The organism is Lysinibacillus contaminans (assembly GCF_001278945.1).
Taxonomy (GTDB): Bacteria; Bacillota; Bacilli; order Bacillales_A; family Planococcaceae; genus Lysinibacillus; species Lysinibacillus contaminans.
In genome coordinates this window covers 2,297,804-2,322,433 of sequence record NZ_LGRV01000003.1, presented here as the reverse complement: position 1 = coordinate 2,322,433, position 24,630 = coordinate 2,297,804, and the positions used below count along the sequence as shown (strand labels likewise).

Annotated in this window: 27 protein-coding genes; all 27 read left to right on the top strand. The window is 37.7% G+C overall.

What is annotated here, in order from left to right; genetic code table 11:
* Window positions 1-8 precede the first annotated feature (8 nt).
* The 27 genes from fliF (at window position 9) to AEA09_RS13315 (ending at window position 24,629) form a co-directional block, all read left to right on the top strand.
* Window positions 9-1,604: a flagellar basal-body MS-ring/collar protein FliF gene (fliF, locus tag AEA09_RS13445; RefSeq protein ID WP_053584343.1), complete on the top strand. Its 1,596-nt coding sequence runs from the start codon at window positions 9-11 to the stop codon at window positions 1,602-1,604.
* A 15-nt stretch (window positions 1,605-1,619) separates the two neighbouring features.
* The gene (fliG, locus tag AEA09_RS13440) at window positions 1,620-2,633 is read left to right on the top strand and encodes a flagellar motor switch protein FliG (RefSeq protein WP_053584342.1); all 1,014 of its coding nucleotides are present in this window, start codon (window positions 1,620-1,622) and stop codon (window positions 2,631-2,633) included.
* Complete coding sequence (gene fliH / locus AEA09_RS13435) at window positions 2,626-3,411, top strand: flagellar assembly protein FliH (RefSeq protein WP_053584341.1); 786 nt, start codon at window positions 2,626-2,628, stop codon at window positions 3,409-3,411. The genes fliG and fliH overlap by 8 nt, the downstream gene beginning before the upstream one ends.
* 5 nt (window positions 3,412-3,416) lie before the next feature.
* The gene (gene fliI, locus AEA09_RS13430; protein WP_053584340.1) at window positions 3,417-4,742 is read left to right on the top strand and encodes a flagellar protein export ATPase FliI; all 1,326 of its coding nucleotides are present in this window, start codon (window positions 3,417-3,419) and stop codon (window positions 4,740-4,742) included.
* The gene (fliJ, locus tag AEA09_RS13425) at window positions 4,743-5,192 is read left to right on the top strand and encodes a flagellar export protein FliJ (protein WP_053584339.1); all 450 of its coding nucleotides are present in this window, start codon (window positions 4,743-4,745) and stop codon (window positions 5,190-5,192) included.
* Between the two features lie 4 nt (window positions 5,193-5,196).
* On the top strand, window positions 5,197-5,805 hold the full coding sequence (locus AEA09_RS13420) for a MotE family protein (protein WP_053584338.1): 609 nt from the start codon (window positions 5,197-5,199) through the stop codon (window positions 5,803-5,805).
* A gap of 28 nt (window positions 5,806-5,833) precedes the next feature.
* Complete coding sequence (locus tag AEA09_RS13415; RefSeq protein ID WP_053584337.1) at window positions 5,834-7,135, top strand: flagellar hook-length control protein FliK; 1,302 nt, start codon at window positions 5,834-5,836, stop codon at window positions 7,133-7,135.
* A 3-nt stretch (window positions 7,136-7,138) separates the two neighbouring features.
* A complete protein-coding gene (gene flgD, locus AEA09_RS13410) occupies window positions 7,139-7,822 on the top strand; it encodes a flagellar hook assembly protein FlgD (RefSeq protein WP_053584336.1) in 684 nt (227 codons plus the stop codon).
* 15 nt (window positions 7,823-7,837) lie between these two features.
* The gene (locus AEA09_RS13405) at window positions 7,838-8,209 is read left to right on the top strand and encodes a TIGR02530 family flagellar biosynthesis protein (RefSeq protein WP_053584335.1); all 372 of its coding nucleotides are present in this window, start codon (window positions 7,838-7,840) and stop codon (window positions 8,207-8,209) included.
* Between the two features lie 206 nt (window positions 8,210-8,415).
* The gene (flgG, locus tag AEA09_RS13400; protein ID WP_053584334.1) at window positions 8,416-9,357 is read left to right on the top strand and encodes a flagellar basal body rod protein FlgG; all 942 of its coding nucleotides are present in this window, start codon (window positions 8,416-8,418) and stop codon (window positions 9,355-9,357) included.
* 85 nt (window positions 9,358-9,442) lie between these two features.
* Window positions 9,443-9,664, top strand: coding sequence for a flagellar FlbD family protein (locus AEA09_RS13395; protein WP_053584333.1), 222 nt, complete (start codon window positions 9,443-9,445; stop codon window positions 9,662-9,664).
* Window positions 9,654-10,082, top strand: coding sequence for a flagellar basal body-associated protein FliL (fliL, locus tag AEA09_RS13390; RefSeq protein ID WP_053584332.1), 429 nt, complete (start codon window positions 9,654-9,656; stop codon window positions 10,080-10,082). Before AEA09_RS13395 ends, fliL begins: the two co-directional genes overlap by 11 nt.
* A gap of 32 nt (window positions 10,083-10,114) precedes the next feature.
* Window positions 10,115-11,110: a flagellar motor switch protein FliM gene (fliM, locus tag AEA09_RS13385; protein WP_053584331.1), complete on the top strand. Its 996-nt coding sequence runs from the start codon at window positions 10,115-10,117 to the stop codon at window positions 11,108-11,110.
* Complete coding sequence (gene fliY, locus AEA09_RS13380; protein WP_053584330.1) at window positions 11,103-12,311, top strand: flagellar motor switch phosphatase FliY; 1,209 nt, start codon at window positions 11,103-11,105, stop codon at window positions 12,309-12,311. The genes fliM and fliY overlap by 8 nt, the downstream gene beginning before the upstream one ends.
* Window positions 12,312-12,332: 21 nt before the next feature.
* Window positions 12,333-12,695 (top strand): response regulator, encoded by a 363-nt coding sequence (locus AEA09_RS13375; RefSeq protein WP_053584329.1) that lies wholly within the window; start codon window positions 12,333-12,335, stop codon window positions 12,693-12,695.
* A 4-nt stretch (window positions 12,696-12,699) separates the two neighbouring features.
* Entirely contained in the window at window positions 12,700-13,377 is a 678-nt protein-coding gene (locus AEA09_RS13370; protein ID WP_053584328.1) for a flagellar biosynthetic protein FliO, read from the top strand.
* The gene (gene fliP / locus AEA09_RS13365; RefSeq protein ID WP_053584327.1) at window positions 13,377-14,042 is read left to right on the top strand and encodes a flagellar type III secretion system pore protein FliP; all 666 of its coding nucleotides are present in this window, start codon (window positions 13,377-13,379) and stop codon (window positions 14,040-14,042) included. Before AEA09_RS13370 ends, fliP begins: the two co-directional genes overlap by 1 nt.
* A gap of 13 nt (window positions 14,043-14,055) precedes the next feature.
* A complete protein-coding gene (fliQ, locus tag AEA09_RS13360; protein ID WP_024362021.1) occupies window positions 14,056-14,325 on the top strand; it encodes a flagellar biosynthesis protein FliQ in 270 nt (89 codons plus the stop codon).
* A 4-nt stretch (window positions 14,326-14,329) separates the two neighbouring features.
* Window positions 14,330-15,106: a flagellar biosynthetic protein FliR gene (gene fliR, locus AEA09_RS13355; RefSeq protein WP_053584326.1), complete on the top strand. Its 777-nt coding sequence runs from the start codon at window positions 14,330-14,332 to the stop codon at window positions 15,104-15,106.
* 1 nt (window position 15,107) lies between these two features.
* Window positions 15,108-16,196 carry a flagellar biosynthesis protein FlhB gene (flhB, locus tag AEA09_RS13350; protein ID WP_053584325.1) on the top strand — a complete coding sequence of 363 codons (1,089 nt, stop codon included), beginning with the start codon at window positions 15,108-15,110 and terminating at the stop codon, window positions 16,194-16,196.
* A gap of 23 nt (window positions 16,197-16,219) precedes the next feature.
* Entirely contained in the window at window positions 16,220-18,253 is a 2,034-nt protein-coding gene (gene flhA / locus AEA09_RS13345; RefSeq protein WP_053584324.1) for a flagellar biosynthesis protein FlhA, read from the top strand.
* On the top strand, window positions 18,250-19,440 hold the full coding sequence (gene flhF, locus AEA09_RS13340) for a flagellar biosynthesis GTPase FlhF (RefSeq protein ID WP_053584323.1): 1,191 nt from the start codon (window positions 18,250-18,252) through the stop codon (window positions 19,438-19,440). The genes flhA and flhF overlap by 4 nt, the downstream gene beginning before the upstream one ends.
* Window positions 19,437-20,312 (top strand): MinD/ParA family protein, encoded by an 876-nt coding sequence (locus AEA09_RS13335; RefSeq protein ID WP_053584322.1) that lies wholly within the window; start codon window positions 19,437-19,439, stop codon window positions 20,310-20,312. The genes flhF and AEA09_RS13335 overlap by 4 nt, the downstream gene beginning before the upstream one ends.
* Window positions 20,313-21,455 (top strand): protein-glutamate methylesterase/protein-glutamine glutaminase, encoded by a 1,143-nt coding sequence (locus AEA09_RS13330; protein ID WP_082332653.1) that lies wholly within the window; start codon window positions 20,313-20,315, stop codon window positions 21,453-21,455.
* Between the two features lie 15 nt (window positions 21,456-21,470).
* On the top strand, window positions 21,471-23,513 hold the full coding sequence (locus AEA09_RS13325) for a chemotaxis protein CheA (protein WP_053584321.1): 2,043 nt from the start codon (window positions 21,471-21,473) through the stop codon (window positions 23,511-23,513).
* A 27-nt stretch (window positions 23,514-23,540) separates the two neighbouring features.
* Window positions 23,541-23,987, top strand: a complete 447-nt coding sequence (locus tag AEA09_RS13320; protein WP_053584320.1) for a chemotaxis protein CheW — start codon at window positions 23,541-23,543, stop codon at window positions 23,985-23,987.
* A 9-nt stretch (window positions 23,988-23,996) separates the two neighbouring features.
* Window positions 23,997-24,629: a chemotaxis protein CheC gene (locus tag AEA09_RS13315; RefSeq protein ID WP_053584319.1), complete on the top strand. Its 633-nt coding sequence runs from the start codon at window positions 23,997-23,999 to the stop codon at window positions 24,627-24,629.
* The last annotated feature ends 1 nt before the right edge of the window (window position 24,630 follow it).

The following is a 24,630-nucleotide window of genomic DNA, read 5'->3' as shown; positions in this document are numbered from 1 at the left end:
GATTCATAATGAATGAACGACTGACGAGAATGAAAACCGACGCCAGCCAATTTTGGACAAGTCGGAGTAAAAAACAAAAGGGTGCAATGATTGGCACAGTTATCGGCGTTATAGTATTGGCTGCTGTCATTACAATTTTTGCAACCCGTACTACATATGCAACTTTATACAAAGATCTATCACCTAGTGAGATTGGACAAATAAAAGAAGCACTTGATACACAAGGCGTAAAATATGAAATTGCACCAGGTGGCACTGCGATTTCAGTGCCAGAAGAACAAGTAGATTCACTTTTAGTACAATTAGGTGCAGAAGGCTATCCACAAACTGGCGCAATTGATTACTCATTTGCGAACAGCTCAGGTTTTGGGATGACTGATAATGAATTTAACGTTTTAAAACTAGCAGCAACAGAAACGGCGATTGCAAACCTTTTTAAAAATCTTGAGGGTGTCAAAGATGCCAAGGTTATGATTACGCAGCCTAAAGAAGGCGTATTTGTAACGGATACGCAAGGTGAAGCGAGTGCTGCGATAATCCTTAATACCGAGCCAGGTTATAAATTTACAGAACAACAAATTTCTACAATGTATAACTTAGTATCAAAAAGTATTCCAGATTTAAGCACTGACAATATCGCGATCTCTAACCAATTTTCTGAGTTCTTCGACTTAAACGCTACAACAACTGATGCTACATCAACAACGACAGCAGCTGGTCAATTGCAGATGAAGAAAATGGTAGAGCGTGATTTGCAACGCCAAGTACAAACGATGCTTGGTACTTTAATGGGTCAAGACAAAGTAATGGTTTCTGTGACAACAGATATTGACTTTAAAAAAGAAAATCGTGAAGAAGATCTCGTAAGACCTGTTGACGAAGAAACTGGGGAAGGTATTGCAATTAGCTCCCAACGTATTTCCGAAACCTATTCAGGTGCAGGTGCGAATGCTGCTACCGGTACACCTGAAGCTGGGACAACAACGGATAATTTCACTACTTATGGTGAAGGTGCTGGGGGTGACGGAGAATACGAAAAAACGGAAGAGACAATTAATAACGACGTCAACCGTATTCGTAAAGATATTCAAGAAGCACCTTATAAAATTCAAGATATCGGTATTCAAGTCGTAGTAGAACCACCTACTGCTGATGATGCAGCATCATTACCAGAGGGTGTACGTGAAGATATCGAGAAAATTTTAAGTACAATCGTTCGCACGACGATTTCAAAAGATGTAACAGCAGAGTTAACACAAGAACAAATTGATGAAAAGGTAGCTGTTTCAATCCAACCGTTATATGGAAAAGCAACAGAAGTGGCTAACGAAAAATCAATTATTCCTTGGTGGGTTTGGGTAGTTGGCGGTATTTTATTAGCTGTTATATTATTGCTAGCATTCTTCATTATACGTTCACGTAAGCGTGCGAAGGAAGAAGAAGAACTTAGCATTCTTGAAGAACAAGAAGAGCTTATTGTCGATGACATTAATGATGAAATTGAAACGGAAGCTACAGTACGTCGTAAGCAGCTTGAAAAAATGGCTAAAGATAAGCCAGATGATTTTGCGAAGTTATTGCGTAGTTGGATTGCTGAAGAATAACTAGGAGGTTCGGCTGTGTCCAAGAAAGATAAGGAATTAACGGGAAAACAAAAGGCCGCTCTCTTGTTAATTTCACTAGGGCCTGAGGTTTCAGCTTCTGTCTATAAACATTTATCTGAAGAAGAAATTGAACGTTTAACGTTAGAGATTTCTGGGGTTAAAAGGGTAGAAGCGAATGTGAAAGAAGAAATTATTGAAGAATTCCATAATATTGCACTTGCGCAAGATTATATTACGCAAGGTGGTATTGGGTATGCGAAAACAGTTTTAGAAAAAGCGTTGGGGATGGAACAGGCACAAACGATTATTAATCGTTTAACGTCTTCTCTGCAAGTACGTCCTTTTGACTTTGCGAGAAGGGCAGATCCAACACAAATATTCAACTTCATTCAGAATGAACATCCGCAAACAATCGCCCTTATTCTATCTTATTTAGAAGCAGGGCAAGCAGGTGTCATCTTATCTTCTCTACCACAGGAAGTACAAGCTGATATTGCAAAACGTATTGCGATGATGGAATCGACTTCACCAGAAGTAATTAGCGAAATCGAATCTGTATTAGAACGCAAGTTATCATCTACTGTGACGCAAGATTACACAGAAACGGGCGGTATTGATGCAGTTGTTGAAGTATTAAATGGTGTTGACCGTCAAACAGAAAAAACAATTCTCGATGCACTTGAAATCCAAGATCCAGAACTTGCTGAAGAAATCAAAAAACGCATGTTTGTATTCGAAGATATCGTAACGCTTGACAATCGTTCGATTCAGCGCGTAATTCGTGATTGTGAAAATGAAGATTTACTTCTTTCTATGAAAGTTTCAAGTGAAGAAGTGAAAGATATTATTTTCCGTAATATGTCGCAACGTATGGCTGAAACATTTAGAGAAGAGATGGAAATTATGGGACCTGTACGTTTACGTGATGTAGAGGAAGCGCAATCTCGAATTGTTGCTGTTATTCGTCGTTTAGAGGACGCTGGTGAGATTATTATCGCACGCGGTGGAGGAGATGACGTTATTGTCTAGAATCATCCGTTCAATTAATACACAGTCCAGGAATGAAAAGATAAAAGAAATCCAGATTCGTGATATGTTTGAAAAACTTGAAGTAGAAAATGATGAAGTACCGGAAGTCAAGGTTACGATGGAAGATATTATGATAGAGCGTAATCGTTTACTTGCTGAGGCAAGAGCAACATTACAAGCTGAACGTGATGCATTTGAACTCGAGAAACAAGTCCATTTTCAAGAGGTTGAACAATTGAAAATTTCTTGGGAAGAGGAGCGACCTACACGAGTACAAGAAGCTTATGATGAAGGCTTCGGTCAAGGATATGAGGATGGGGCAAACAAAGTGAATGAGGCAATGGCAGAATCGCTGAAAACGGCGAATGAAGTGATTATTCATGCACAAGAAAATGCAAGAAAATATATCGAAGATCAAGAAGCGGTTGTTTTAGAATTAGGATTAACTGCTGCAGAACGTATCCTAGGCGCTTCTTTAGAGCGGAATGATCAATTATTCGTTTCAATCGTAAGAAGAGGCTTAAAAGAAGCGCGAGAGATGAAAGAAATTAAAATCTATGTATCACCAACTTATTATGGGTTGATTACAACAAATCGTGATGAACTAGCAGAGATGTTCCCGACAGATGTTCCATTTATGGTTTTTGTAAATGAAGATTTGGAAAATGATACAGATTGCTTTATCGAAACAAATCATGGCCGCATTGTTGTAAGCATTGACGAACAACTTAACGAATTGCGGTTAAAGCTAAACGAAATATTAGAAAGTAAGGAATGATCTAGATGAAAACGGCTCAATTAATCGAACAAATTCCTAATATACCAACTTTTAAAAAGTTTGGTAGAGTAACGAGAGTTGTCGGCCTGATGATTGAGTCGCAAGGTCCAGATAGTTCCATTGGTGATGTTTGTAAGATTCATGTGGATACAGTGAAAAGCGGTCGTCAAATTATTTTGGCGGAGGTAGTCGGTTTCAAGGATGAAATAGTGGTATTAATGCCATTTACATCTTTGCGCGAAATCTCAATTGGCTGTTTAGTAGAAGGTACGGGTATGCCATTGGAAGTAAAGGTAGGGCCTGAGTTAATCGGAAAAGTGCTCGATTCAATGGGCAACCCAATTGACGGAACACTTTTACCAAAGGGGTTAATGACGGTACCGACTGAGCAAGATCCACCAAATCCGTTAACACGACCACCCATTAATGAAAGGCTAGAAGTGGGCGTAAAAGCTATTGACGGGATGTTAACGGTAGGCAATGGTCAACGCGTCGGTATTTTCGCCGGTTCAGGGGTCGGAAAAAGTACGTTACTTGGCATGATTGCACGCAATACACAGGCTGATTTAAACGTCATTGCTCTTGTTGGAGAGCGTGGTCGTGAGGTGCGAGAATTCATTGAGCGAGACTTAGGGGCAGAGGGCTTGAGTCGTTCCATTGTTGTAGCAGCTACTTCTGATCAGCCAGCTTTGATGCGAATCAAAGGTGCATTTACAGCTACAGCTATTGCAGAATATTTTAGAAATCGCGGACTAAATGTCATGCTTATGATGGACTCGGTTACGCGTGTTGCAATGGCCCAACGAGAAATTGGACTTGCTACAGGGGAACCACCTGCACAAAAGGGGTATACACCATCTGTGTTTGCCATTTTACCGAAGCTTTTAGAACGTACTGGTACGAATGAAAAAGGTTCAATTACCGCGTTTTATACGGTCTTAGTAGATGGAGACGATATGAATGAGCCAATTGCGGATACTGTACGAGGAATTTTAGATGGCCATATTGTGCTCGACCGAAATCTTGCAAATAAAGGGCAGTATCCAGCTATTAATGTACTAAAAAGTGTCAGTCGTTTAATGAATCATGTAGCAGAGCCAGCACATAAACAAGCTGCTGAGCGCTTACGTGAGCTGTATTATACGTATGACAAGTCCGAAGATTTAATTAATATTGGTGCATATAAACGTGGTACATCGAAAGAAATTGATGAAGCCATATATTATGAGCCACTTATTACCGCTTATTTGAAGCAAGGGTATTTAGATAAAGTGACACTTGAGGAAAGTATGAACGAGTTGATTACATTATCGAACGGCGGTGGCAAATAGATGGTTAAATACCAATATCGTTTTGAAAAAGTACTAATCATTCGGGAGCAAGAAAAGACTGAAACAGAAATTGCATATAAAGAATCTGTCCGTTCGTTTGAAGAAGTGGCAAATAAACTTTATGAATTGCTAAAGAAAAAAGAAAAGCTAGTAGAATTTCGACAAGAGCGATTAGCTATAGGTTCTTCCATTGAAGAAATTCATCATTATGCACGCTTCATGGATAGCTTGGAAAAAACGATTGCTGATGTACAACAAAAAGTTGTTCAAGCTCGTGCAAAAATGAACTGGCATGAAGAAAAATTATTAGAAAAAAACTTGGAAGTACGTAAATTTGAAAAAATGCGTGAAAAAGATTTTAAAGCATATCAACAAGAGGAAGACCGTGTTGAGAGCATTTTTTTAGACGAAATTTCATCACTTACGTATTACAAGAAAGAAATCAGGTGATTTCATGGCGAAAAAAGAAAATCGAATTGCAACTGAATTAGTGGAACAACAACCAAAGCGTAAATCGGGTATTTTTCAAAAGTTATTTATATGGATATTAATACCGCTGATGTTTGTCGTAGCAATTTTACTTGTTGTTTCAACGCTATTAAATACGAATGTCTTCGATTTAGGACAGAAGGCTATGGAAAGCTTGCCGTTCGTAGAATCTGAAAAAGATAAGGCAATAGAAGCAGTAGCTAGCAATGATTCCAAGGTTGTGAGCTTGCGAGCTGAAATTCAAGAAAAAGAAGCAGAAATTTCGCAACTACAAAAAAAATTGGATTCCTCAACTACTGAAAAAGAAACGCTAGTAATCGAGCAAGAAAAATTACTCTTTGAAATTGAAAAATTAAAAAGAGAGCAAGATGATGTGAAACGAGATTTCGGTGATATTTTATCGACGTTCGACAAAATGTCTGCTAAAGCAGCTGCACCTATTCTCATTAAAATGAGTGATGCAGAAGCTCTTCGTATTTTGACGAATTTAAAACCAGATAAGTTAGCGGCAATTTTAGAGAAAATGGACCCGCAAGATGCGGCGAAATATACGGAAATGATGTCTAAACAGTAAAGTTTAGTAAGGGAAAGGAGGTGAGTATATGAATATCGCAATGATGCAAATGATGGCTACTAAAAGTGTGACACCTAAGCAATCTTCTGTGGCAACTTCAAACACTAATAAAAATACAAATGCTCAAATAGATACCGTAACTTCTAAAGATGGATTATCTAAATTTGGCTCTGTATTTGGACAAGTGATTTCATCAACAAACCAAGCAAATCAGACAACACAGCAAACAAGTACAGATGATGAAGCAGGTTTAGCTGAATTAGCTGCTATATTAAACGTAGAATCAATTGAAGAGTTATTAAATTTACTTGATATTCCACATGATGATGGGCTATTAATGCTTCAAGTTGGAGAAGACGGTAAGGCTGTTGCTTTGGATGAAATGTTAAATCTTGAGGATTTAATGGCTGCACTTAATATCGACGCGGAGCAATTATTGCAAGTTGTCCAACAATTATTAGGTGAGGATCAACAAGCAAGCGATGTTTGGGAATTATTAACGTTAGTAGGCGAACAAGCACCATTATTGCAATCACAAATTATTTCGGCATTACAAGGGGAAGAACAAGTAACGCCAAAAGAAGCGAATCAATTACTACAGTTGCTGAAGTTAGCAGAGTTAGTTAGTCAAAAAACGGATTTAACAGCACCACAAGAAAATTTACTTACGACTGCTAAAAACTTCCTTGCGACAATGCAAACTCAAGTAGAAACAATTTTAACTGCGCAACAAGTAACAACAAAAACAACTATGACATTACCGTTACATGGCTTTCAACAAGTAACAGCACAAGTGACGCAAACTTCGCAGCAGACAGATACAAATGCGAACGAAATGGTAACAGCTAATACTGTACAAACAAAAGCAGATACGTTCCAAGTAACATTACCAGCGGCTAAGCCAGCACAATCTGAAGCCTTACTAAAAGAAATGCAAGCAATCATTAATAGGGTACAACTCTCAAATGCACAAGGTATCACACGTTTAACATTGAAGTTATATCCTGAAAATCTTGGAACAATTCGTATCGAGCTTGTGCAAAATGATGGCGTATTAACAGCGCGCTTACTTGCTTCAACAGCACATGGCCGAGAGTTACTTGATAGTCAAGCACATCAGTTAAAACAAGCTTTTGTTCAACAAAATATTCAGGTAGATCGTCTTGATATTGCTCAATCATTACAAGATGCAGATCGTCAGCAACGTGATCAAAGCTTCTTTAATAACTTCTTTAAGCAACAACAAGAGCAAGAAGAACAAGGAAATAACCATGACGAAGAAGAAGAAACCATGTCATTTAGTGACTATTTAATAAATGAGGAGGTGTAAGTAATGGCAGATGCTACAACAAGTACAAAAGTAACGGATGATCTTTACTATTCAAACTATCAAAAGCCAACAAAACAAACTGGTAATAGTGAACTTGGTAAAGATGCATTCTTACAATTGTTAATTACACAATTGGCAAATCAAGATCCAACAAACCCAATGGATGACCGTGAATTTATTGCACAAATGGCGCAATTCTCTTCTTTAGAGCAAATGCAAAATATGACAAAAGCGATGGAGTCTTTATTAGCCTCTCAACAGCAAACTCAGCTCATGAGCTACACGTCATTTGTTGGTAAGGAAGTTAAATGGCATGAGGTGACAGAAAAACTGGATGAAGCGGGTAAGCCAATTATAAATGAAGGAACAGGCAAAATCGAATCACTGAAATTTGTAGAAGGTGATGTGGTATTCGTATTAGCTGACGGTAAGGAGATATCCCCTGGTAATATTTCAGCTATTTTAGGTGGGGCAGAAAGTAATACAGGCAATGGTTCCACTATTGATAAAGAACCACCATTAGTTCAAGCTAGCATGCTGATTGGAAAAAATGTAACTTATAAAGATGGTGAACAGGAAGTACAAGGTCGGATCGTTTCTGTTTCAAATAAAGATGGTATTATCCATTATGTACTAGAAAACGGTAATAAGTTAACGGGTAAGGACTTTACTGTAGTTAGCGAATAAAGGCGGAGGATAAAGATGGACAAATTTGCGATTCATCGTGTACCACTGCAGCCACTTATCCGTCAAACTCAATCGACACCTATTAAGTCACAACAATCGTTTTTAACGCATTTACAAGAAGCGACGAAGCAGCAAGAGCTTAAAGTGAGTAAGCATGCGAATGAACGATTAGTTGAGCGTAATATTGCTATCTCAGATCAAGAATGGCAAGTAGTATCAGACAAAGTGTTTGAAGCTCGTTCAAAGGGTGTTAACCAACCATTAGTCTTGATGGATCAAGCGGCTTTAATAGTCAGCGCTAAAAATGCGACTGTCATTACAGCAATGGATCGCACGGAAGCAAAACAACAAATATTTACAAATATTGATGGCACAATCGTGCTATAAGGCTGGACCTTCTGATGTAAGGAAGCCTACGTGTTGCTGACTGATTGAAGCACACACATTGTTAAATTCAGCACAGCTGAATTTAACAACATGCCTCCGGCAGATGTCACAGATTTTGTAAAGGTGTTAATCGTGTATGCACGATTAAAATCTGGACTCAAATATGCCAAGGCAAATTTGAAAAAGAGAAGGGAGAACGACAACTTATGTTACGTTCTATGTATTCAGGTATTTCAGGTCTAAAAAACTTCCAAACGAAGCTAGATGTTATCGGTAATAATATTGCTAATGTTAATACACATGGTTTCAAAAAAGGTCGAGTAATTTTCAAAGACTTAATGTCTCAAACTCAAGCAGGTGCTTCAGGTCCGAGTTTGACAGCGGGGGGGACGAATGCTCAACAAGTAGGTTTAGGTTCAAGTTTAGCAACTATTGATACTATTCATGGTTCTGGATCTCGCCAAAATACTGGACGAGTTTTAGATATCGCTGTTGAGGGTGAAGGCTTCTTTATGGTTGCCAAATACAATCCTAATGGAGACAGTGAAACAATCGCTGGTGAAAGCTTTGATAATGTAGCTTATACACGTGCTGGGAATTTCTATATGGACCAAGAAGGATTTTTAGTAGATGCATCAGGTAATTATGTGGTTGGTATGCAAGGTTGGGAAGGACTTGCTGAAGATGATCAAGATTTACCATTAGTAGAGGAGGATGGTACCGCATTAGAGTATGAATCTGAAGAGTGGGAAGAACTTCAAACTGAAGTAGTGGGTACACGCATAAGAATCCCAACTGATGCTAAATCAATGTCTATTGGTGCAGATGGTAAAGTTACATTTACTGATAGTGAGGGTCTTAAATTTGCTGGTCAAATTGTTATGGCTAAATTTCCTAACGCGGAAGGGTTAACGAAAATAGGGAATAACTATTATGAAGAAAGTGCTAACTCTGGAGCTGTTCAAATCGGCGTAGGTAATACGTATGGTATCGGTAAAACTGTTTCTGGTTCTCTTGAAATGTCCAACGTTGACTTATCTGAAGAATTCACAGAAATGATTGTTGCACAACGTGGTTTCCAAGCGAACACACGTATTATTACAACGTCAGATGAAATTCTACAAGAATTAGTAAACTTAAAACGATAATTTTTTTATTGTAACATAGTACATTAAATTCAATATATGAGGGAGGGTCGGGCCGGCTCTCAAGTATAGACCCGGCCCTATTTCAATGATTGAACTAACACGTCTAAATGGCAAAGCTTTCACTTTGAATGCTTTATACATAGAAACCGTAGAGTCGTTTCCGGATACAACTATCACGTTAACGACAGGAACGAAAATCATAGTATTACAGAGTGAAGATGAGGTGCGACAAAAGGTATCAGCCTTTTATAAAAATATACAAGTATTATCAAACCCGCATCTACGAGGTGATGAAGATGAAGAATAATAAACTATTAACCATTTTACTCATTGTATTAGTATTAGTACTTTTAGTTGGGATAGTAGCTTTTGTGTTGGTCACGCAATTTAACAAGCCGACAGCAACACTTGAGCCGCCTATCGATGAGATTGTAGAAGCTTCTATTGATGTTCCCGAAATTATGACAAACCTTGCTGATAAACGAGTTGTGAAAGTGGCACTAAAGATCCAAACATCAAGTAAGGATGCAGCTGAAGAGTTAGGAAAGCGTAATTTTCAAATAAATAACATTGTTATTGAAGAGCTTTCTGAAATGACGCAAGAGAATTTAGAGGGCAAGCAAGGGAAGCAAATGTTCAAAAAGGCGGTAAAAACAAAATTAAATGAATTGATGCAAGAGGGAGAAATACAGGAATTGTATATAACCTCCTACATTACTAATTAGAAACAGAAACAGCTTGAAATGGAGGTGGGCAAATGGCAGGAGATGTGTTATCCCAATCCGAGATAGATGCGCTTCTTTCCGCAATATCAACCGGAGAAATGTCAGCGGATGACATTAAAAAAGAAGATGAAGTACGTAAGGTAAAAGTGTATGACTTTAAACGAGCGCTTCGCTTCTCAAAAGATCAAATCCGAAGTTTGACCCGAATACATGAAAACTTTGCACGATTACTGACTACCTTTTTCTCAGCACAACTTAGAAGTTATGTGCAAATTACAGTAGCATCAGTAGATCAAATACCATTTGAAGAGTTTGTACGTTCGATTCCGAATATGACACTCATTAATGTATTTGAAGTGCCGCCACTTGATGGTAATATATTAATGGAAATTAACCCAAACATTGCGTACTCTATGTTAGACCGTTTAATGGGCGGTAGTGGGGCGAGTCATAGTAATGTCGATAACTTAACGGAAATCGAAACGAAAATTATGACAAACCTTTTTGAACGTTCATTCGACAACTTACGTGAGGCCTGGGAAAATATTGCTGAAATCGATCCGATTTTAGTTGAGCTTGAGGTGAATCCTCAGTTCTTACAAATGATTTCTCCAAATGAAACGGTTGTCGTTATTTCACTAAATACGATTATTGGAGAGACAAGCGGTATGATTAATATTTGTATACCACATGTTGTATTGGAGCCAATTGTACCAAACCTTTCAGTGCGTTACTGGATGCAAACGAATACTAAAGAAATGTCACCAGAACAAACGAAAATGCTGGAAACACGCGTAAAACAAGCACAATTACCTCTTTCCGTGGAACTTGGAATTACAGACATTACAATTGAAGATTTCCTTCTAATGCAAATTGGGGATGTCATTCAATTAGATCAAAAAATCGAAGACCCACTACTGTTAAGAGTAGGAACTTTACCGAAATTTACAGTACAACCCGGAAAAAAAGGTAAAAAATTAGCAATCCAGATTATCGACCCTTTGAAAGGAGGAGACGAAGATGAGTGATGAAATGCTCTCCCAAGAAGAAATTGAGGCTTTATTAAGGGGCGAGACGTTGGAAGATAGAAATGACACCAATGAAGCTTCTGCAAATGATGAAAACGATGAAATACGAGTTGAAGATTACCTTGATCTATTTGCGCAAGATGCGCTAGGAGAGGTAGGGAATATCTCTTTCGGTAGCTCAGCTACTGCACTTTCGGCGCTCTTAGGTCAGAAAGTTGATATTACAACACCTAGTATTTCGATGATTAACCGTAACAAATTAGAGGAGGAATTCCCTCATCCATATGTAGCTGTACAAGTTGAATATACAGTTGGATTAATTGGTATGAATTTACTAGTTATCAAACAATCCGATGCTGCAATTATTGCTGATTTAATGTTAGGTGGGGATGGATTAAATCCTAAACCAGATCTAGGAGAAATTCAGTTAAGTGCTGTGCAAGAAGCAATGAACCAAATGATGGGTTCAGCTGCAACATCAATGTCAACGGTATTTAATAAAAAGGTGGATATTTCTCCTCCTTCTATTGATCTAATGAACATCTCCCGCGACGAAGGTCGAGATAATATTCCGGAAGATGATTTACTTGTAAAAGTATCTTTCCGCTTAAGAATTGGTAGTTTAATTGATTCTAATTTAATGCAGTTATTACCGCTTAAATTTAGTCAAAACATTGTAAAATCGCTTTTGGGTGAACTGGAAGCTATTGAAGAACCTGTCGCGGCAACTATGCAAGCTCCACCTGTGGCGCCACCGCCACCGGTTGCTCAGCCAGCAGCACCGGTACAACCTGCTTATCAGCAACCGGCACCACCAATGCAACAGCCAGTATATCAAGAGCAACAAACAATCCAAACGTCTGCTAGAGCGGCGCAACCCGTAAATGTTCAACAAGCACAATTTGCTAGCTTTGATACAAATGTTATTACAGAATCTGAAGCCAGAAATTTGAATATGCTACTTGATATTCCATTACAGGTTACGGTAGAGTTAGGACGTACGAAACGTTCTGTAAAAGAAATTTTAGACCTTTCAAGTGGCTCGATTATTGAATTAGATAAATTGGCAGGTGAACCTGTTGATATTTTAGTCAATAGTCGCTTAATTGCTAAGGGTGAAGTTGTTGTTATTGATGAAAACTTTGGTGTACGAATTACAGATGTTTTAAGTCAAGCAGAGCGTTTAAATAATTTAAGATAGTTTCAATTGGAGGAGTTAACCATGTCTAAAAGAATTTTGATTGTAGACGATGCAGCTTTTATGCGCATGATGATTAAGGATATTTTATCAAAGAATGGATTTGAAGTCGTAGGAGAGGCTGCAGATGGGTTACAAGCAGTTGAAAAGTACAACGAGTTAAAGCCAGACTTAGTAACAATGGATATTACAATGCCTGAAATGGATGGTATTGCTGCATTAAAAGCAATCAAAGGCACTCATCCAAATGCTACTGTTATCATGTGTTCAGCTATGGGACAACAAGCTATGGTAATCGATGCAATTCAAGCTGGAGCGAAAGATTTTATTGTGAAACCATTCCAAGCAGACCGCGTAATTGAAGCAATTCAAAAAGCGCTAGGTTGATAGAATGCAAGTGTATAAATCATTTCAATTCTCGATGATTTTTGCATTTCTTGTAACATTTTTGTTTTTATACCCAATGCCGACTTCTGTTTATGCAAATTCTGATACGAATAGTATCGAGTATTGCATGAAAAACCCAGAAGCGTGTAATGATGACACCGAACCAGCTGCTGAGAAAGATACAGTCGTCTCAGCAGCTGGAGACGTGTCTGCTTGGGAGTACATAAAAATGATTTTGGCGCTTATTTTTGTTGTGGTGTTATTTTATGCATTGATGAAATTTTTAAATAAGAAAAATTTAAAATACCAGCATAATCAAATGGTACAAAACTTAGGTGGCATATCATTGGGGGCACAAAAATCAGTACAACTTCTGCAAGTAGGTAAATCGCTATATTTAGTTGGTGTCGGTGAAGATGTACAGCTATTACGTGAAATTACTGACCCGCAAGAAGTCGAACAGCTATTAGCGCTTTACAATGAACGACAAGAATATGCATCATCATCACCATATATTGCCGAATTACTGTCCAAATTCAAAAAAAACCCTCAAAATGATTCATCGAATGTTGACAATCATCAAGATACATTTGGCGAACTATTCGAGAAAAGAATTACTGAAATTAAACAAGAGCGTAGTGATGAATTAGAGAAATGGAAGAAAAAGGAGAATGATGATTAATGCAGGATATCCTCAACTCTTTTTCGGGTAGTGATCCGACCAATGTCTCTACTTCCGTTAAGCTCATGCTATTATTAACGGTTTTGTCTTTAGCACCAAGTATATTAATTTTAATGACATCGTTTGCGCGTATTGTCATCGTGTTGTCATTTGTGCGAACAGCACTTGCGACACAGCAAATGCCGCCAAACCAGGTCATTGTCGGGCTTGCATTATTTTTAACATTCTTTATTATGGCGCCTACTTTCCAAGAGGTGAATAAAGAAGCATTGCAGCCACTATTCGCTGAAGAAATCGGTCTTGAGGAAGCCTATGACCGTGCTAGTGAGCCGTTTAAAGAATTTATGAGTAAGCACACGCGACAAAAGGATTTAGATTTATTTTTAAAGTATAACCAAGCAGAAAAGCCTGCATCTGTGGAAGAAATCCCACTTACAATGCTCGTACCTGCTTTTGCGTTAAGTGAAATTAAGACAGCGTTCCAAATCGGTTTTATGATTTTCATTCCGTTTCTAGTGATCGATATGATTGTTGCAAGTACATTGATGTCGATGGGGATGATGATGTTACCGCCAGTTATGATTTCATTACCGTTTAAAATTTTACTATTTGTACTTGTAGATGGTTGGTATCTCGTGATGAAATCATTACTACAAAGTTTTTAGGGGATGAGACAATATGACAGGTGAAATGGTTATTTCAATAGCAGAGCGTGCCATAATGATTATCCTTCTAACGAGCGGACCGCTATTATTAGTGGCTTTGATTTCAGGTTTAGCGGTTAGTATTTTCCAAGCGACGACCTCAATACAAGAGCAAACATTAGCGTTCGTACCAAAAATAGTCGCTGTTTTAGTGGCTATTGTATTTTTTGGACCTTGGATGTTATCACAAGTAACGAGCTATGCGAGAGATATTTTTGAGAATTTAACGCGTTATATAGGGTGAGTACATGAATGAATTAATTCCACAAATTACGGTTTTCTTATTAGTACTTGTGCGTGTAACTGCTTTTTTTGTAACTGTACCATTTTTCTCGTACAGAACAATTCCACAGCAAGTACGAATAACTCTCGCATTCGTTTTAGCTTGGATGATGTATTACACGATTGATATTGAACCATTTATTTTAAATGGAGATTACATACTTTTAATAATAAAAGAAGCGCTTATTGGGCTTTTACTTGGACTACTTGGCTATATTATTATGTCGGCAATACAAATTGCTGGTAGTTTTATCGATTTCCAAATGGGCTTTGCAATTGCCAACATTATTGACCCTCAAACGGGGGCTCAAAGTCCATTAATTGGTCAGTTCTTTAACATGTTATCTCTATTGTTTTTACTAGCAATTGATGGCCATCATATGATTTTAGACGGTATTTATTATAGCTATCAGTTTTTACCAATCGATCAAGGGTTTCCTAATTTTGTAAATGAAGATTATATTGAATTTATTATGACCACTTTCACGGCTGTCTTTGCCATTGCATTCCAAATGGCGGCACCTGTTATAGCTACTTTATTTTTAGTGGATCTAGCTTTGGGAATTACCGCAAAGACGGTACCACAATTAAACATTTTCGTGGTCGGTTTTCCTATTAAAATAGGTGTTAGTTTTTTAATTCTATTTACGATGATGGCTGTCATGATACAAGTAATACAAAAACTTATTACCATTATGATTTATGGTATGCGCGATTTAATGGCAATTTTAGGTGGTGGATAATATGTTGCTACTACTAGATTTAGATTTACAATTTTTCGCGGGTGAAAAAACGGAAAAAGCGACGCCTAAAAAACGCCAAGATGCGCGTAAAAAAGGACAAGTCGTTAAGAGTCAGGACATTTCAAGTGCGATCGTCATGCTCATGGTATTTATCTTTTTATTATTCTTTGCAGGCTCATTAGGCGACAATTTATTGGCCTTCTTTAAACAAACGTTTATTCATAATATGCATGTTGAAACAATCACAATAGATAGTGTGATGCAATTATTTACAGAAATGCTTGTAGAGATGGCTTATATTATCGTACCGATTATGGCCATTGCCTTTGTCGGTGCTCTAGCCGCTAACTTTTTTCAATTCGGCTTTCTCTTCACGATGGAACCGATGAAATTTGATTTAAAAAAAATGGATCCGATTAAAGGATTAAAAAAAATATTTTCTGTGAAAGCCATCGTGGAGCTTTTAAAATCTACGCTAAAAATCACCTTTATAGGTGGCATAACGACCATCATTATATGGACAAACCTTCATGAAGTATTAGCTTTATCCTTTAAAAGTCCAATGGTTACACTTACAACTGTAGGGAAATTAGTGGCTATTATGGGCATTGCAGCTTCTTTAGTACTGCTTTGTGTATCACTATTAGACTGGCTATATCAAAAACATGATTATGAAAAAAATCTTAAAATGTCCAAGCAAGACATTAAAGATGAATATAAAAATAGTGAAGGTGACCCGCTCATTAAATCCAAGATCAAACAGCGTCAGCGTGAAATGGCGATGCGCCGTATGATGTCAGAGATTCCAAATGCAGATGTTGTCATTACGAACCCGACTCACTATGCAATTGCACTTAAATATGACGAAGATAGTATGGAAGCACCACGTATTGTCGCAAAAGGTACAGACTTTGTTGCACAAAAAATTAAGTTGATTGCAAAAGAGCATGATATCATTATGGTCGAAAATAGGCCATTAGCACGTGCGATGTATGACCAAGTGGATATTGGTGATCAAGTACCAGATGAATTTTTTAAAGCAGTAGCCGAAATACTCGCTTATGTGTATCGTATTAAGCGAAAAATTTAAAACCTTTAGTAGGAGGGACATAAATGAAAGTTCGCGATATAGGGGTTTTAGGTGCGGTTATTTTAATCGTAGCGATGCTCATCATTCCTCTTCCTCCGTGGATGTTAAGTTTCCTCATTGTTATCAATATTACATTAGCATTACTTGTATTGTTAACAGCAATGAGTATGAAGGAAGCATTAGATTTTTCTATTTTCCCATCAGTAATTTTGCTGTTAACACTGTTCCGACTCGGACTAAGTGTTTCGACAACTCGTGCCATTTTAGCAAAAGGTGATGCAGGTTCGGTTGTCGAAACCTTTGGTGATTTCGTAGTAGGAGGGAACATACTTGTTGGTCTCGTTGTATTCTTAATTCTTGTATTAATTCAGTTTATCGTTATTACAAAAGGGGCGGAACGTGTCGCAGAGGTAGCAGCACGTTTCACACTCGATGCGATGCCAGGTAAACAAATGAGTATCGATGCGGATTTAAATGCAGGGGTCATTTCAGAACGTGATGCGCGTGAGCGTCGTGATAAAGTGTCCGGGGAAGCGGATTTTTATGGTGCGATGGATGGTGCGACCAAGTTTGTAAAAGGGGACGCCATCGCCTCAATGGTCATGGTTATTATCAACTTATTATTTGGGATTATTATTGGGGTTGTCCAAATGGGCTTACCGTTTGCAGAAGCGGCAACACATTTCTCAAAATTAACTGTTGGAGATGGAATCGTATCACAAATACCAGCGCTTCTAATTTCAACCGCAACAGGAATTGTTGTTACACGTGCATCTTCTAAAGGTAGCCTTGGTGAAGATATTATGGGACAACTTTTTGCGCAAGCAAAGTTGCTGTATGTTGCAGGTGGTACCATTATTTTACTTGGTTTATTTACACCAATACCAAATTGGATTACGCTACCGATTGGCTTAACTCTTATTTTAGGTGCGTACAGAATGGAACATAAAAAACCAGAAGATGAAGAAGAATTACTTGAAATTGAGGAAGAAGTGGCAACTGACGGCATGAAGAGTCCTGAAAATGTTGTGAATTTATTGAATGTTGATCCAATTGAATTTGAATTTGGTTATGGTTTAATTCCTTTAGTCGATGCTGCACAAGGCGGGGATTTACTTGACCGCGTAGTCATGATTCGTCGTCAGCTAGCGCTAGAGCTAGGAATTGTCATCCCAGTTGTCCGTATTCGTGATAACATTCAGCTTCAACCAAATGAATATCGCATAAAAATTAAAGGGAATGAATTAGCAAAAGGTGAACTTTTACTAGATCACTATTTAGCGATGAGTCCAGGAGACGATGATTCCATTGATGGAATTGAAACGGTTGAACCGTCGTTTGGTTTACCGGCAAAATGGATTACAGACCAAGTAAAAGAGGACGCTGAAATGCTTGGTTATACTGTAGTAGATCCGCCAAGTGTTGTTTCAACACACTTAACCGAAATGATTCGCGCAAATGCATACGAATTATTAGGTCGTCAAGAAACAAAACAATTAATCGATCACTTACGAGAAACACATCCAATCTTAGTAGAAGAGTTAACACCAGCTCCATTATCAACGGGTGAGATTCAAAAAGTATTAGCAAAATTACTACGTGAAAGTGTGTCAGTACGTAACTTACCGATTATTTTTGAAACATTAGCAGACTATGCAAAATTAACGAGTGATACCGATATATTAACTGAGTATGTACGTCAAGCGTTGGCTCGTCAAATTACAGCACAATATAACGGAGACGGATCGTCGTTGAAAGTAATCACTGTTTCAGGTAAAGTCGAGAAAACCATTGCTGATAGTATTCAACAAACAGATCATGGAAATTATTTAGCGATGGATCCGCAAGAATCACAAATGATTTTAGAGTCGATTGCGGCTGAAGTAGAGCGAGTGTCGTTCATGGAGCAATCAGCTATCGTATTATGTTCTCCAGCTGTACGTATGTACTTACGCCAGTTGATAGAACGTTATTTCCCTCAAATACCAGTTTTATCTTATAATGAGTTAGATGCTGCTATTGAAATTCAAAGTGTTGGGGTGGTGAATGTTGATTGAAAATGAAAAAGTATAATGCATCTTCCATACCTGAAGCAATGAAGCTCGTACGTGCTGATTTAGGAGAGGACGCTGTCATTCTAAATTCCAAAGTAGTTGTAACGAAGAAATTTTTCGGACTTATTAAAAAGAAAAGTTTTGAAGTACTAGCAGGTATTGATCGCATAGAGCCGAGTTTTTCGGCTCCTGCCACAGCCCAACCTACATTTAAAATGAAGGAAAATACGAAGTTACAAGAAATCACCAATGCGATGCAAGCTCAAATTCAGCAAAATCATGTGGAGCATAAGACAGTAACTCTAGATGACACAGGGATTCCTAAAGAATTGAAAAAAGAAATTGCGGATTTAAAGTCTTTAATGCAATCGATGCATAAAAAGACTACACAAGCTCAATACCCAGATGAACTCTTACCTTTCATTGAATATTTAAGGCAACAAGAGCTAAGTGAGGAGCTCATCACAACGATTGGTGATGAGCTTTTTACGCATTTTAAAGAAGCATCTGATATAAATTTCTCACAATGCAAACTCATTACAAAAAAAATATTACGCAAAAAACTTGAATTATTGGTATTTAGTGGGTTATCGTATGAACGTAAATACATTAATGTGTTAGGACCTACTGGAGTTGGAAAAACAACAACGATTGCAAAAATGGCTGCTAGAGCCGTATTAGAAAAAAAGAAAAAAGTGGGCTTTATTACCACAGATACGTATCGTATTGCTGCTATTGAACAATTAAAAACTTATGCGGGGCTACTGCAAGCGCCTGTTGAAATCGCCTATAACGCAACAGACTATGAAAGAGCTATTCAAAAACTCTCACATTTAGATTTAGTTTTTATAGATACTGCGGGTCGAAACTATAAAGAAGTAAAATATGTAGATGATTTGCAACGTCTCATCAAGTTTGATGAAGATGCAGAATCCTTTTTAGTACTTTCCATGACAGCCAAAGAGAAAGATATGGTAACAATTATCGATCAATTTCATCAATTACCAATTGAGAAGTTCATTTTCACTAAAATAGATGAAACAAATTCTATTGGCGCAATGATTAATTTAATGATTAAATATAATAAAGGACTTGCTTACTATACAAATGGTCAAGAAGTACCAGAAGATATTGAAGAAGCTGGTTTAGAAGCAGTACTTAATATGTTTTTCCAAGGTGAAGAAAAATGAGAGACCAAGCAGAATCATTGCGCTTGAAAATGCTGAAAACCAAAGGTGATTTAGGAAGATCAATTGCAGTCGTGAGTGGTAAAGGTGGTGTCGGAAAAAGTAATTTTTCTACTAATTTTGCAACGACGTTAGCAAAAAAAGGAAAGAAGGTTGTCCTTGTTGATATGGATATCGGCATGGGGAATATTCATATTTTAATCGGAAAAAGTGTTTCGTATAGTTTAAGAGATTACTTACAAGGTGATAAGTTATTGGATGAAGTGATATTTGAAGGGCCTTCAGGTTTACAGTACATTTCTGGTGGTTCGGGTATGTCGAGCTTATTGGAATGGTCGGAGGACATGTTTAATCGCCTCATCCATGCATTTGAAGAGCTCCAAAAAAACTTCGATTATATTCTATTTGATATGGGTGCTGGTATAACAAATTGGTCGTTGGATTTACTAACGTCTGTAGATGAAATTGTTGTCATTTCGACAGCTGAACCAACGTCTATTACTGATGCCTATTCAATGATGAAATATATTCATCTAAGGGATTCAGATAAACAATTCTATATTCTATGTAATCGTACTTTTTCAAAAGAAGAAGGACTTGAAACACTGAATCGTTTGAAGCTAACGATGAAAAGTTTCCTAGGTAAAGATGTGATTGTATTAGGTTCTTTGCCAGAGGACGCAGTTGTTCGAAAAGCTGTGCGTGAACAAGTACCATTTTCAATCGCTTATCCAGACGCATTAATAACGAAGACGCTCCATTTAATTGTTGCTCGTTTTATTGAGCACCGTGTAGAAGAAGTTCATGCACATGAGCAGACATCAAATAAATTCTTATCTAAACTTAAAAGTATTTTTTCGAAAGGACGTGATTAATTGGACTTCTCAGGTAAAAGCAAACTATTAGTAGTAGATGATTCTGCTTTTATGAGAAAGCTAATTAGTGACTTTTTTGTTGGAAACTTGAAGGTTGAAGTAGTTGGTACGGCGCGAAATGGTAAGGATGCTTTGATGAAAATTAAAAAATTACAGCCAAATGTCGTAACAATGGATATTGAAATGCCTGAATTGAATGGACTGGATGCATTAAATGAAATTATGACAGTTTGTCCAGTGCCGGTAGTAATGCTTTCAAGTACGACGCAGCACGGGGCGGAGAATGCATTGACGGCAATTGAATATGGGGCGGTTGATTTTGTCACAAAACCTAGCGGAACCATTTCACTTGATTTGCATAAAATCCAAGATGAACTTGTTCGTAAAGTTGAACAGGCGGCATTAGTGCCTATCTCCAAATTAAAAAAACCTTCTAGGAAAAAGCAACAAGAACCGACACTAATACTTAATAATAAAAAAATCGAACCTTTCAATAAAGGTAGAATTACATCTTCCGCAATTTCAACTGCTGAAACCAAGAAGCAAAGAGTTGAATGGAGCCGAACAAGTAAAAAAGTAGTACTAATTGGTACATCAACTGGGGGACCTCGTGCCTTACAAGCGGTGATTACGAAAATCCCTAAAAATATTCAAGCACCTATATTAATTGTTCAACATATGCCTGCTGGTTTTACAAAATCATTAGCCACTCGTTTAGATCAATTGAGTGAAATTGTGGTAAAAGAAGCGGAGCAAGGAGATATTTTACAAAATGGTGTTGCGTATATAGCTCCAGGTGGTTACCATTTGAAGTTAAAAAAATTGGGTACCTCTTTTGGGATTGTTCTTGATAATCATGAGTCACCAAGATCAGGACATCGGCCATCCGTAGATGTGATGTTTGAAGATGCTAGCCAATTTAACGAATTTGATAAAATAGCAGTTATTATGACTGGGATGGGTTATGACGGTTCAAAAGGGTTGAAAGTACTAAAAAATTCCGGAAATGTGATGGCTATTGCAGAGTCAGCTGAAACTTGCATAGTGTATGGTATGCCGAAAGCTGCGGTGGAAACGCAACTTGTCGATGAAGTAGCTGATATAGATGATATTGCACAAATTATAATGAAATATTTGCCTTAAAAGGGGTGTCCTCTTATGGAAGTCAATCAATATTTAGAGATGTTTATCGAAGAAAGTAAAGAGCATTTGCAAGCTTGTAGCGAACATTTATTAGAGTTAGAGAAAAATCCTAATGATTTAACGATTGTAGGAGAAATTTTCCGCTCGGCCCATACACTGAAAGGCATGTCAGCGACAATGGGTTATGAAGATTTAGCAGATTTAACACATAAAATGGAGAACGTATTAGATGCGATTCGCAATGAGAAAATCCATGTTACACCTGAAATTTTAGACGTTGTGTTTGAATCTGTTGACCATTTAGAAGATATGGTAATGGGTATTGCAAATGGTGGTGACGGGAAACGTGATGTTTCTTCGACTGTTGCAAAATTGAAGCTTATTGAGTCTGGGGAGTCTGTAATAGCTGAAGTAGCTGCCACTGCAGTCGCTGTTACGCCTGTTGCAAGTGCACTTGAATATGATGGTTTTGAACAAACTGTTATTACGCAATCCTTTGAACAAGATTTCAATGCATTTGAAATTACTGTGCGCTTACGTGAAGATTGCTTATTAAAGGCCGCACGTGTGTACATGGTCTTTGAAATTTTAGAGAAGGACGGAGATGTCATTAAGTCATCGCCAACCGTTGAAAAACTAGAGGACGAACAATTTGATCAACTGTTTTATGTAGCGTTTGTGACGAAAGAGTCTGCAGAAGATATGCAGAAAAAACTTCTGAAAGTTTCAGAAGTAGAGGAAGTAATCGTTGTACCAATCACAATCGAACAATTTAAGTATTCAGAGCGTGAAGAAGAAGTTATAGTAGAGGTTGTTGAAGCTAAAACAGAACATGCTGTAGGTCCTTCAGTATCGACGCCTGCTAAAGCACCTGAGAAAGCTACTCCTGTCAAAGCTGGACCTGTTGGGAATAAAACAATCCGCGTAAATATTGAGCGACTGGATATTTTAATGAACTTATTTGAAGAGCTTGTAATTGATCGTGGTCGATTACAGTCGATTGCTACAGAAGTCAATCACAATGAGCTTAATGAAACAGTTGAACGAATGAGCCGTGTAATGGGTGATCTACAAACAATCATTTTAACGATGCGTATGGTACCAGTAGAAACGGTATTCAACCGCTTCCCGAAAATGATTCGTCAGTTGTCTCGTGATTTAAATAAAAAAATTAATCTAGAAATTATTGGTGCGGAAACAGAGCTTGATCGTACAGTAATTGATGAAATTGGTGATCCGCTTGTTCACTTAATTCGTAATTCTGTAGATCACGGTGTTGAAAATCCTGCTACGCGTTTAGCGAAAGGTAAGCCGGAAGAAGGTACAGTAGTTCTTCGTGCCTACCATAGTGGCAACTATGTCTTTATTGAAATTGAAGATGATGGTGCAGGCATTAATCGTGATAAAGTACTGGAAAAAGCGATTTCTAAAGGTGTTGTGACGCATGAACAATCACTATCCATGTCAGACAAACAAATTAACGAGTTAATTTTAGCTTCTGGCTTCTCTACAGCGGATGTGATTTCGGATGTATCAGGCCGTGGTGTTGGTTTAGACGTTGTGAAAACAACGATTGAATCATTGGGTGGTAATATCTCAATTGAATCTACACAAGATGTAGGCTCTATTTTCTCTATTCAATTACCATTAACATTATCGATTATTTCTGTCATGTTAGTAGAAATCGAAAAAGAGATTTATGCAATTCCATTATCATCGATTATTGAAACATCGATTATTCGTTCTTCAGACATTATGAATGCGCATAACCAAAAAGTGATTGACTTCCGTGGTAAAGTTGTACCGCTTGTATTCTTAGAGGAAATCTTTGAGGTACCTAGTAAAGAGGTTCAGGACGATGAATTCCGCTCAGTGGTTATCGTTCGTAAAGGTGAGAAGCTTGCTGGTTTAGTTGTTGATTCATTCATTGGCCAACAAGAAATTGTGTTGAAATCATTAGGTAACTATTTAACAAATATCTTTGCAATTTCAGGTGCGACAATTTTAGGTAATGGGAAAGTAGCATTAATCGTAGATTGCAATGCACTGATCAAATAAGGCGAATGAATAAGAGAGGTGTTAACCATGACAAACGCAATTGAACAAGAAAGTATTAAAGTGATTGTTTTCCAATTAGCAGATAAAGAATATGCGATCCCTGTGTCACATGTACAAGGAATTGAAAAGTTAATGCATATTACGAGAGTACCGAAAACGGAGAAGTATGTAAAAGGTGTAATTAACTTACGTGGTGTCGTTACACCGATTGTCGATTTACGTGAACGTTTTGAACTACCAATTTCAAAAAATGAAGAGACAACGCGTATCATCATTATTTCTTTAGAAGATATGGAAGTCGGCTTTGTTGTAGATTCAGCAAACGATGTGCTAGACATTGCAGCAAATTCCATTGAACCACAACCAGAAGTAGTCGGCTCATTAGGAGAAGAATTCATTTCCGGCGTGGCAAAATTAGATAAGCGTTTATTGATTTTATTGCATTTAGAGAAGGTATTAAATCCACTAAAGTAGGGATGACATATGGCATATAATCAGAAAATTACGTCACTACATTTAGACGTATTAAAAGAGATTGGGAATATTGGTGCTGCACATGCCGCAACTGCACTTTCCGATTTGCTTGATAAGAAAATCGATATGCGCGTCCCTAAGGTAGAAATGGTGTCATTTAATGACATGATGGAACTTGTAGGGGGATCTGAAAACGTCGTTGTCGGTATTTTCTTACGTATTGAGGGCGATGCGGAAGGTAGTATGTTCTTTATTTTACCAATTGAGCAAGCAAATCGTTTTATTCGACGTCTAATTCATGATGAATCGTTCGACTTTAAAAACCCACCAGTTTCTGAATTAGGTTTATCCGCAATGCAAGAAATGGGTAATATTTTATCAGGTTCATATTTATCAGCGTTGTCGGATTTTACAAATTTGAAAATTTACCCGACAGTGCCGGGCTTAAGTGTAGACATGTTTGGTGCAATCATTAGTATTGGCTTAATCGAATTATCGCATGTTGGTGATAATGTCATCGTAATTAACACATCCATTTTTGAAGACGGAGTTGAAGATCTCGAGACAGTAAGGGGTCATTTCTTCTTATTACCTGATCCAGATTCATTTGAAGCGATTTTTAAAGCTTTGGGAGTTTCATAGT

Coding starts and splice junctions, on each gene's coding strand:
- fliF (WP_053584343.1), top strand. CDS start 9: ATGAATGAACGACTGACGAGAATGAAAACCGACGCCAGCCAATTTTGG.
- fliI (WP_053584340.1), top strand. CDS start 3,417: ATGAAAACGGCTCAATTAATCGAACAAATTCCTAATATACCAACTTTT.
- fliJ (WP_053584339.1), top strand. CDS start 4,743: ATGGTTAAATACCAATATCGTTTTGAAAAAGTACTAATCATTCGGGAG.
- AEA09_RS13420 (WP_053584338.1), top strand. CDS start 5,197: ATGGCGAAAAAAGAAAATCGAATTGCAACTGAATTAGTGGAACAACAA.
- AEA09_RS13415 (WP_053584337.1), top strand. CDS start 5,834: ATGAATATCGCAATGATGCAAATGATGGCTACTAAAAGTGTGACACCT.
- flgD (WP_053584336.1), top strand. CDS start 7,139: ATGGCAGATGCTACAACAAGTACAAAAGTAACGGATGATCTTTACTAT.
- AEA09_RS13405 (WP_053584335.1), top strand. CDS start 7,838: ATGGACAAATTTGCGATTCATCGTGTACCACTGCAGCCACTTATCCGT.
- flgG (WP_053584334.1), top strand. CDS start 8,416: ATGTTACGTTCTATGTATTCAGGTATTTCAGGTCTAAAAAACTTCCAA.
- AEA09_RS13395 (WP_053584333.1), top strand. CDS start 9,443: ATGATTGAACTAACACGTCTAAATGGCAAAGCTTTCACTTTGAATGCT.
- fliL (WP_053584332.1), top strand. CDS start 9,654: ATGAAGAATAATAAACTATTAACCATTTTACTCATTGTATTAGTATTA.
- fliM (WP_053584331.1), top strand. CDS start 10,115: ATGGCAGGAGATGTGTTATCCCAATCCGAGATAGATGCGCTTCTTTCC.
- fliY (WP_053584330.1), top strand. CDS start 11,103: ATGAGTGATGAAATGCTCTCCCAAGAAGAAATTGAGGCTTTATTAAGG.
- AEA09_RS13375 (WP_053584329.1), top strand. CDS start 12,333: ATGTCTAAAAGAATTTTGATTGTAGACGATGCAGCTTTTATGCGCATG.
- AEA09_RS13370 (WP_053584328.1), top strand. CDS start 12,700: ATGCAAGTGTATAAATCATTTCAATTCTCGATGATTTTTGCATTTCTT.
- fliP (WP_053584327.1), top strand. CDS start 13,377: ATGCAGGATATCCTCAACTCTTTTTCGGGTAGTGATCCGACCAATGTC.
- fliQ (WP_024362021.1), top strand. CDS start 14,056: ATGACAGGTGAAATGGTTATTTCAATAGCAGAGCGTGCCATAATGATT.
- fliR (WP_053584326.1), top strand. CDS start 14,330: ATGAATGAATTAATTCCACAAATTACGGTTTTCTTATTAGTACTTGTG.
- flhB (WP_053584325.1), top strand. CDS start 15,108: ATGTTGCTACTACTAGATTTAGATTTACAATTTTTCGCGGGTGAAAAA.
- flhA (WP_053584324.1), top strand. CDS start 16,220: ATGAAAGTTCGCGATATAGGGGTTTTAGGTGCGGTTATTTTAATCGTA.
- AEA09_RS13335 (WP_053584322.1), top strand. CDS start 19,437: ATGAGAGACCAAGCAGAATCATTGCGCTTGAAAATGCTGAAAACCAAA.
- AEA09_RS13325 (WP_053584321.1), top strand. CDS start 21,471: ATGGAAGTCAATCAATATTTAGAGATGTTTATCGAAGAAAGTAAAGAG.
- AEA09_RS13320 (WP_053584320.1), top strand. CDS start 23,541: ATGACAAACGCAATTGAACAAGAAAGTATTAAAGTGATTGTTTTCCAA.
- AEA09_RS13315 (WP_053584319.1), top strand. CDS start 23,997: ATGGCATATAATCAGAAAATTACGTCACTACATTTAGACGTATTAAAA.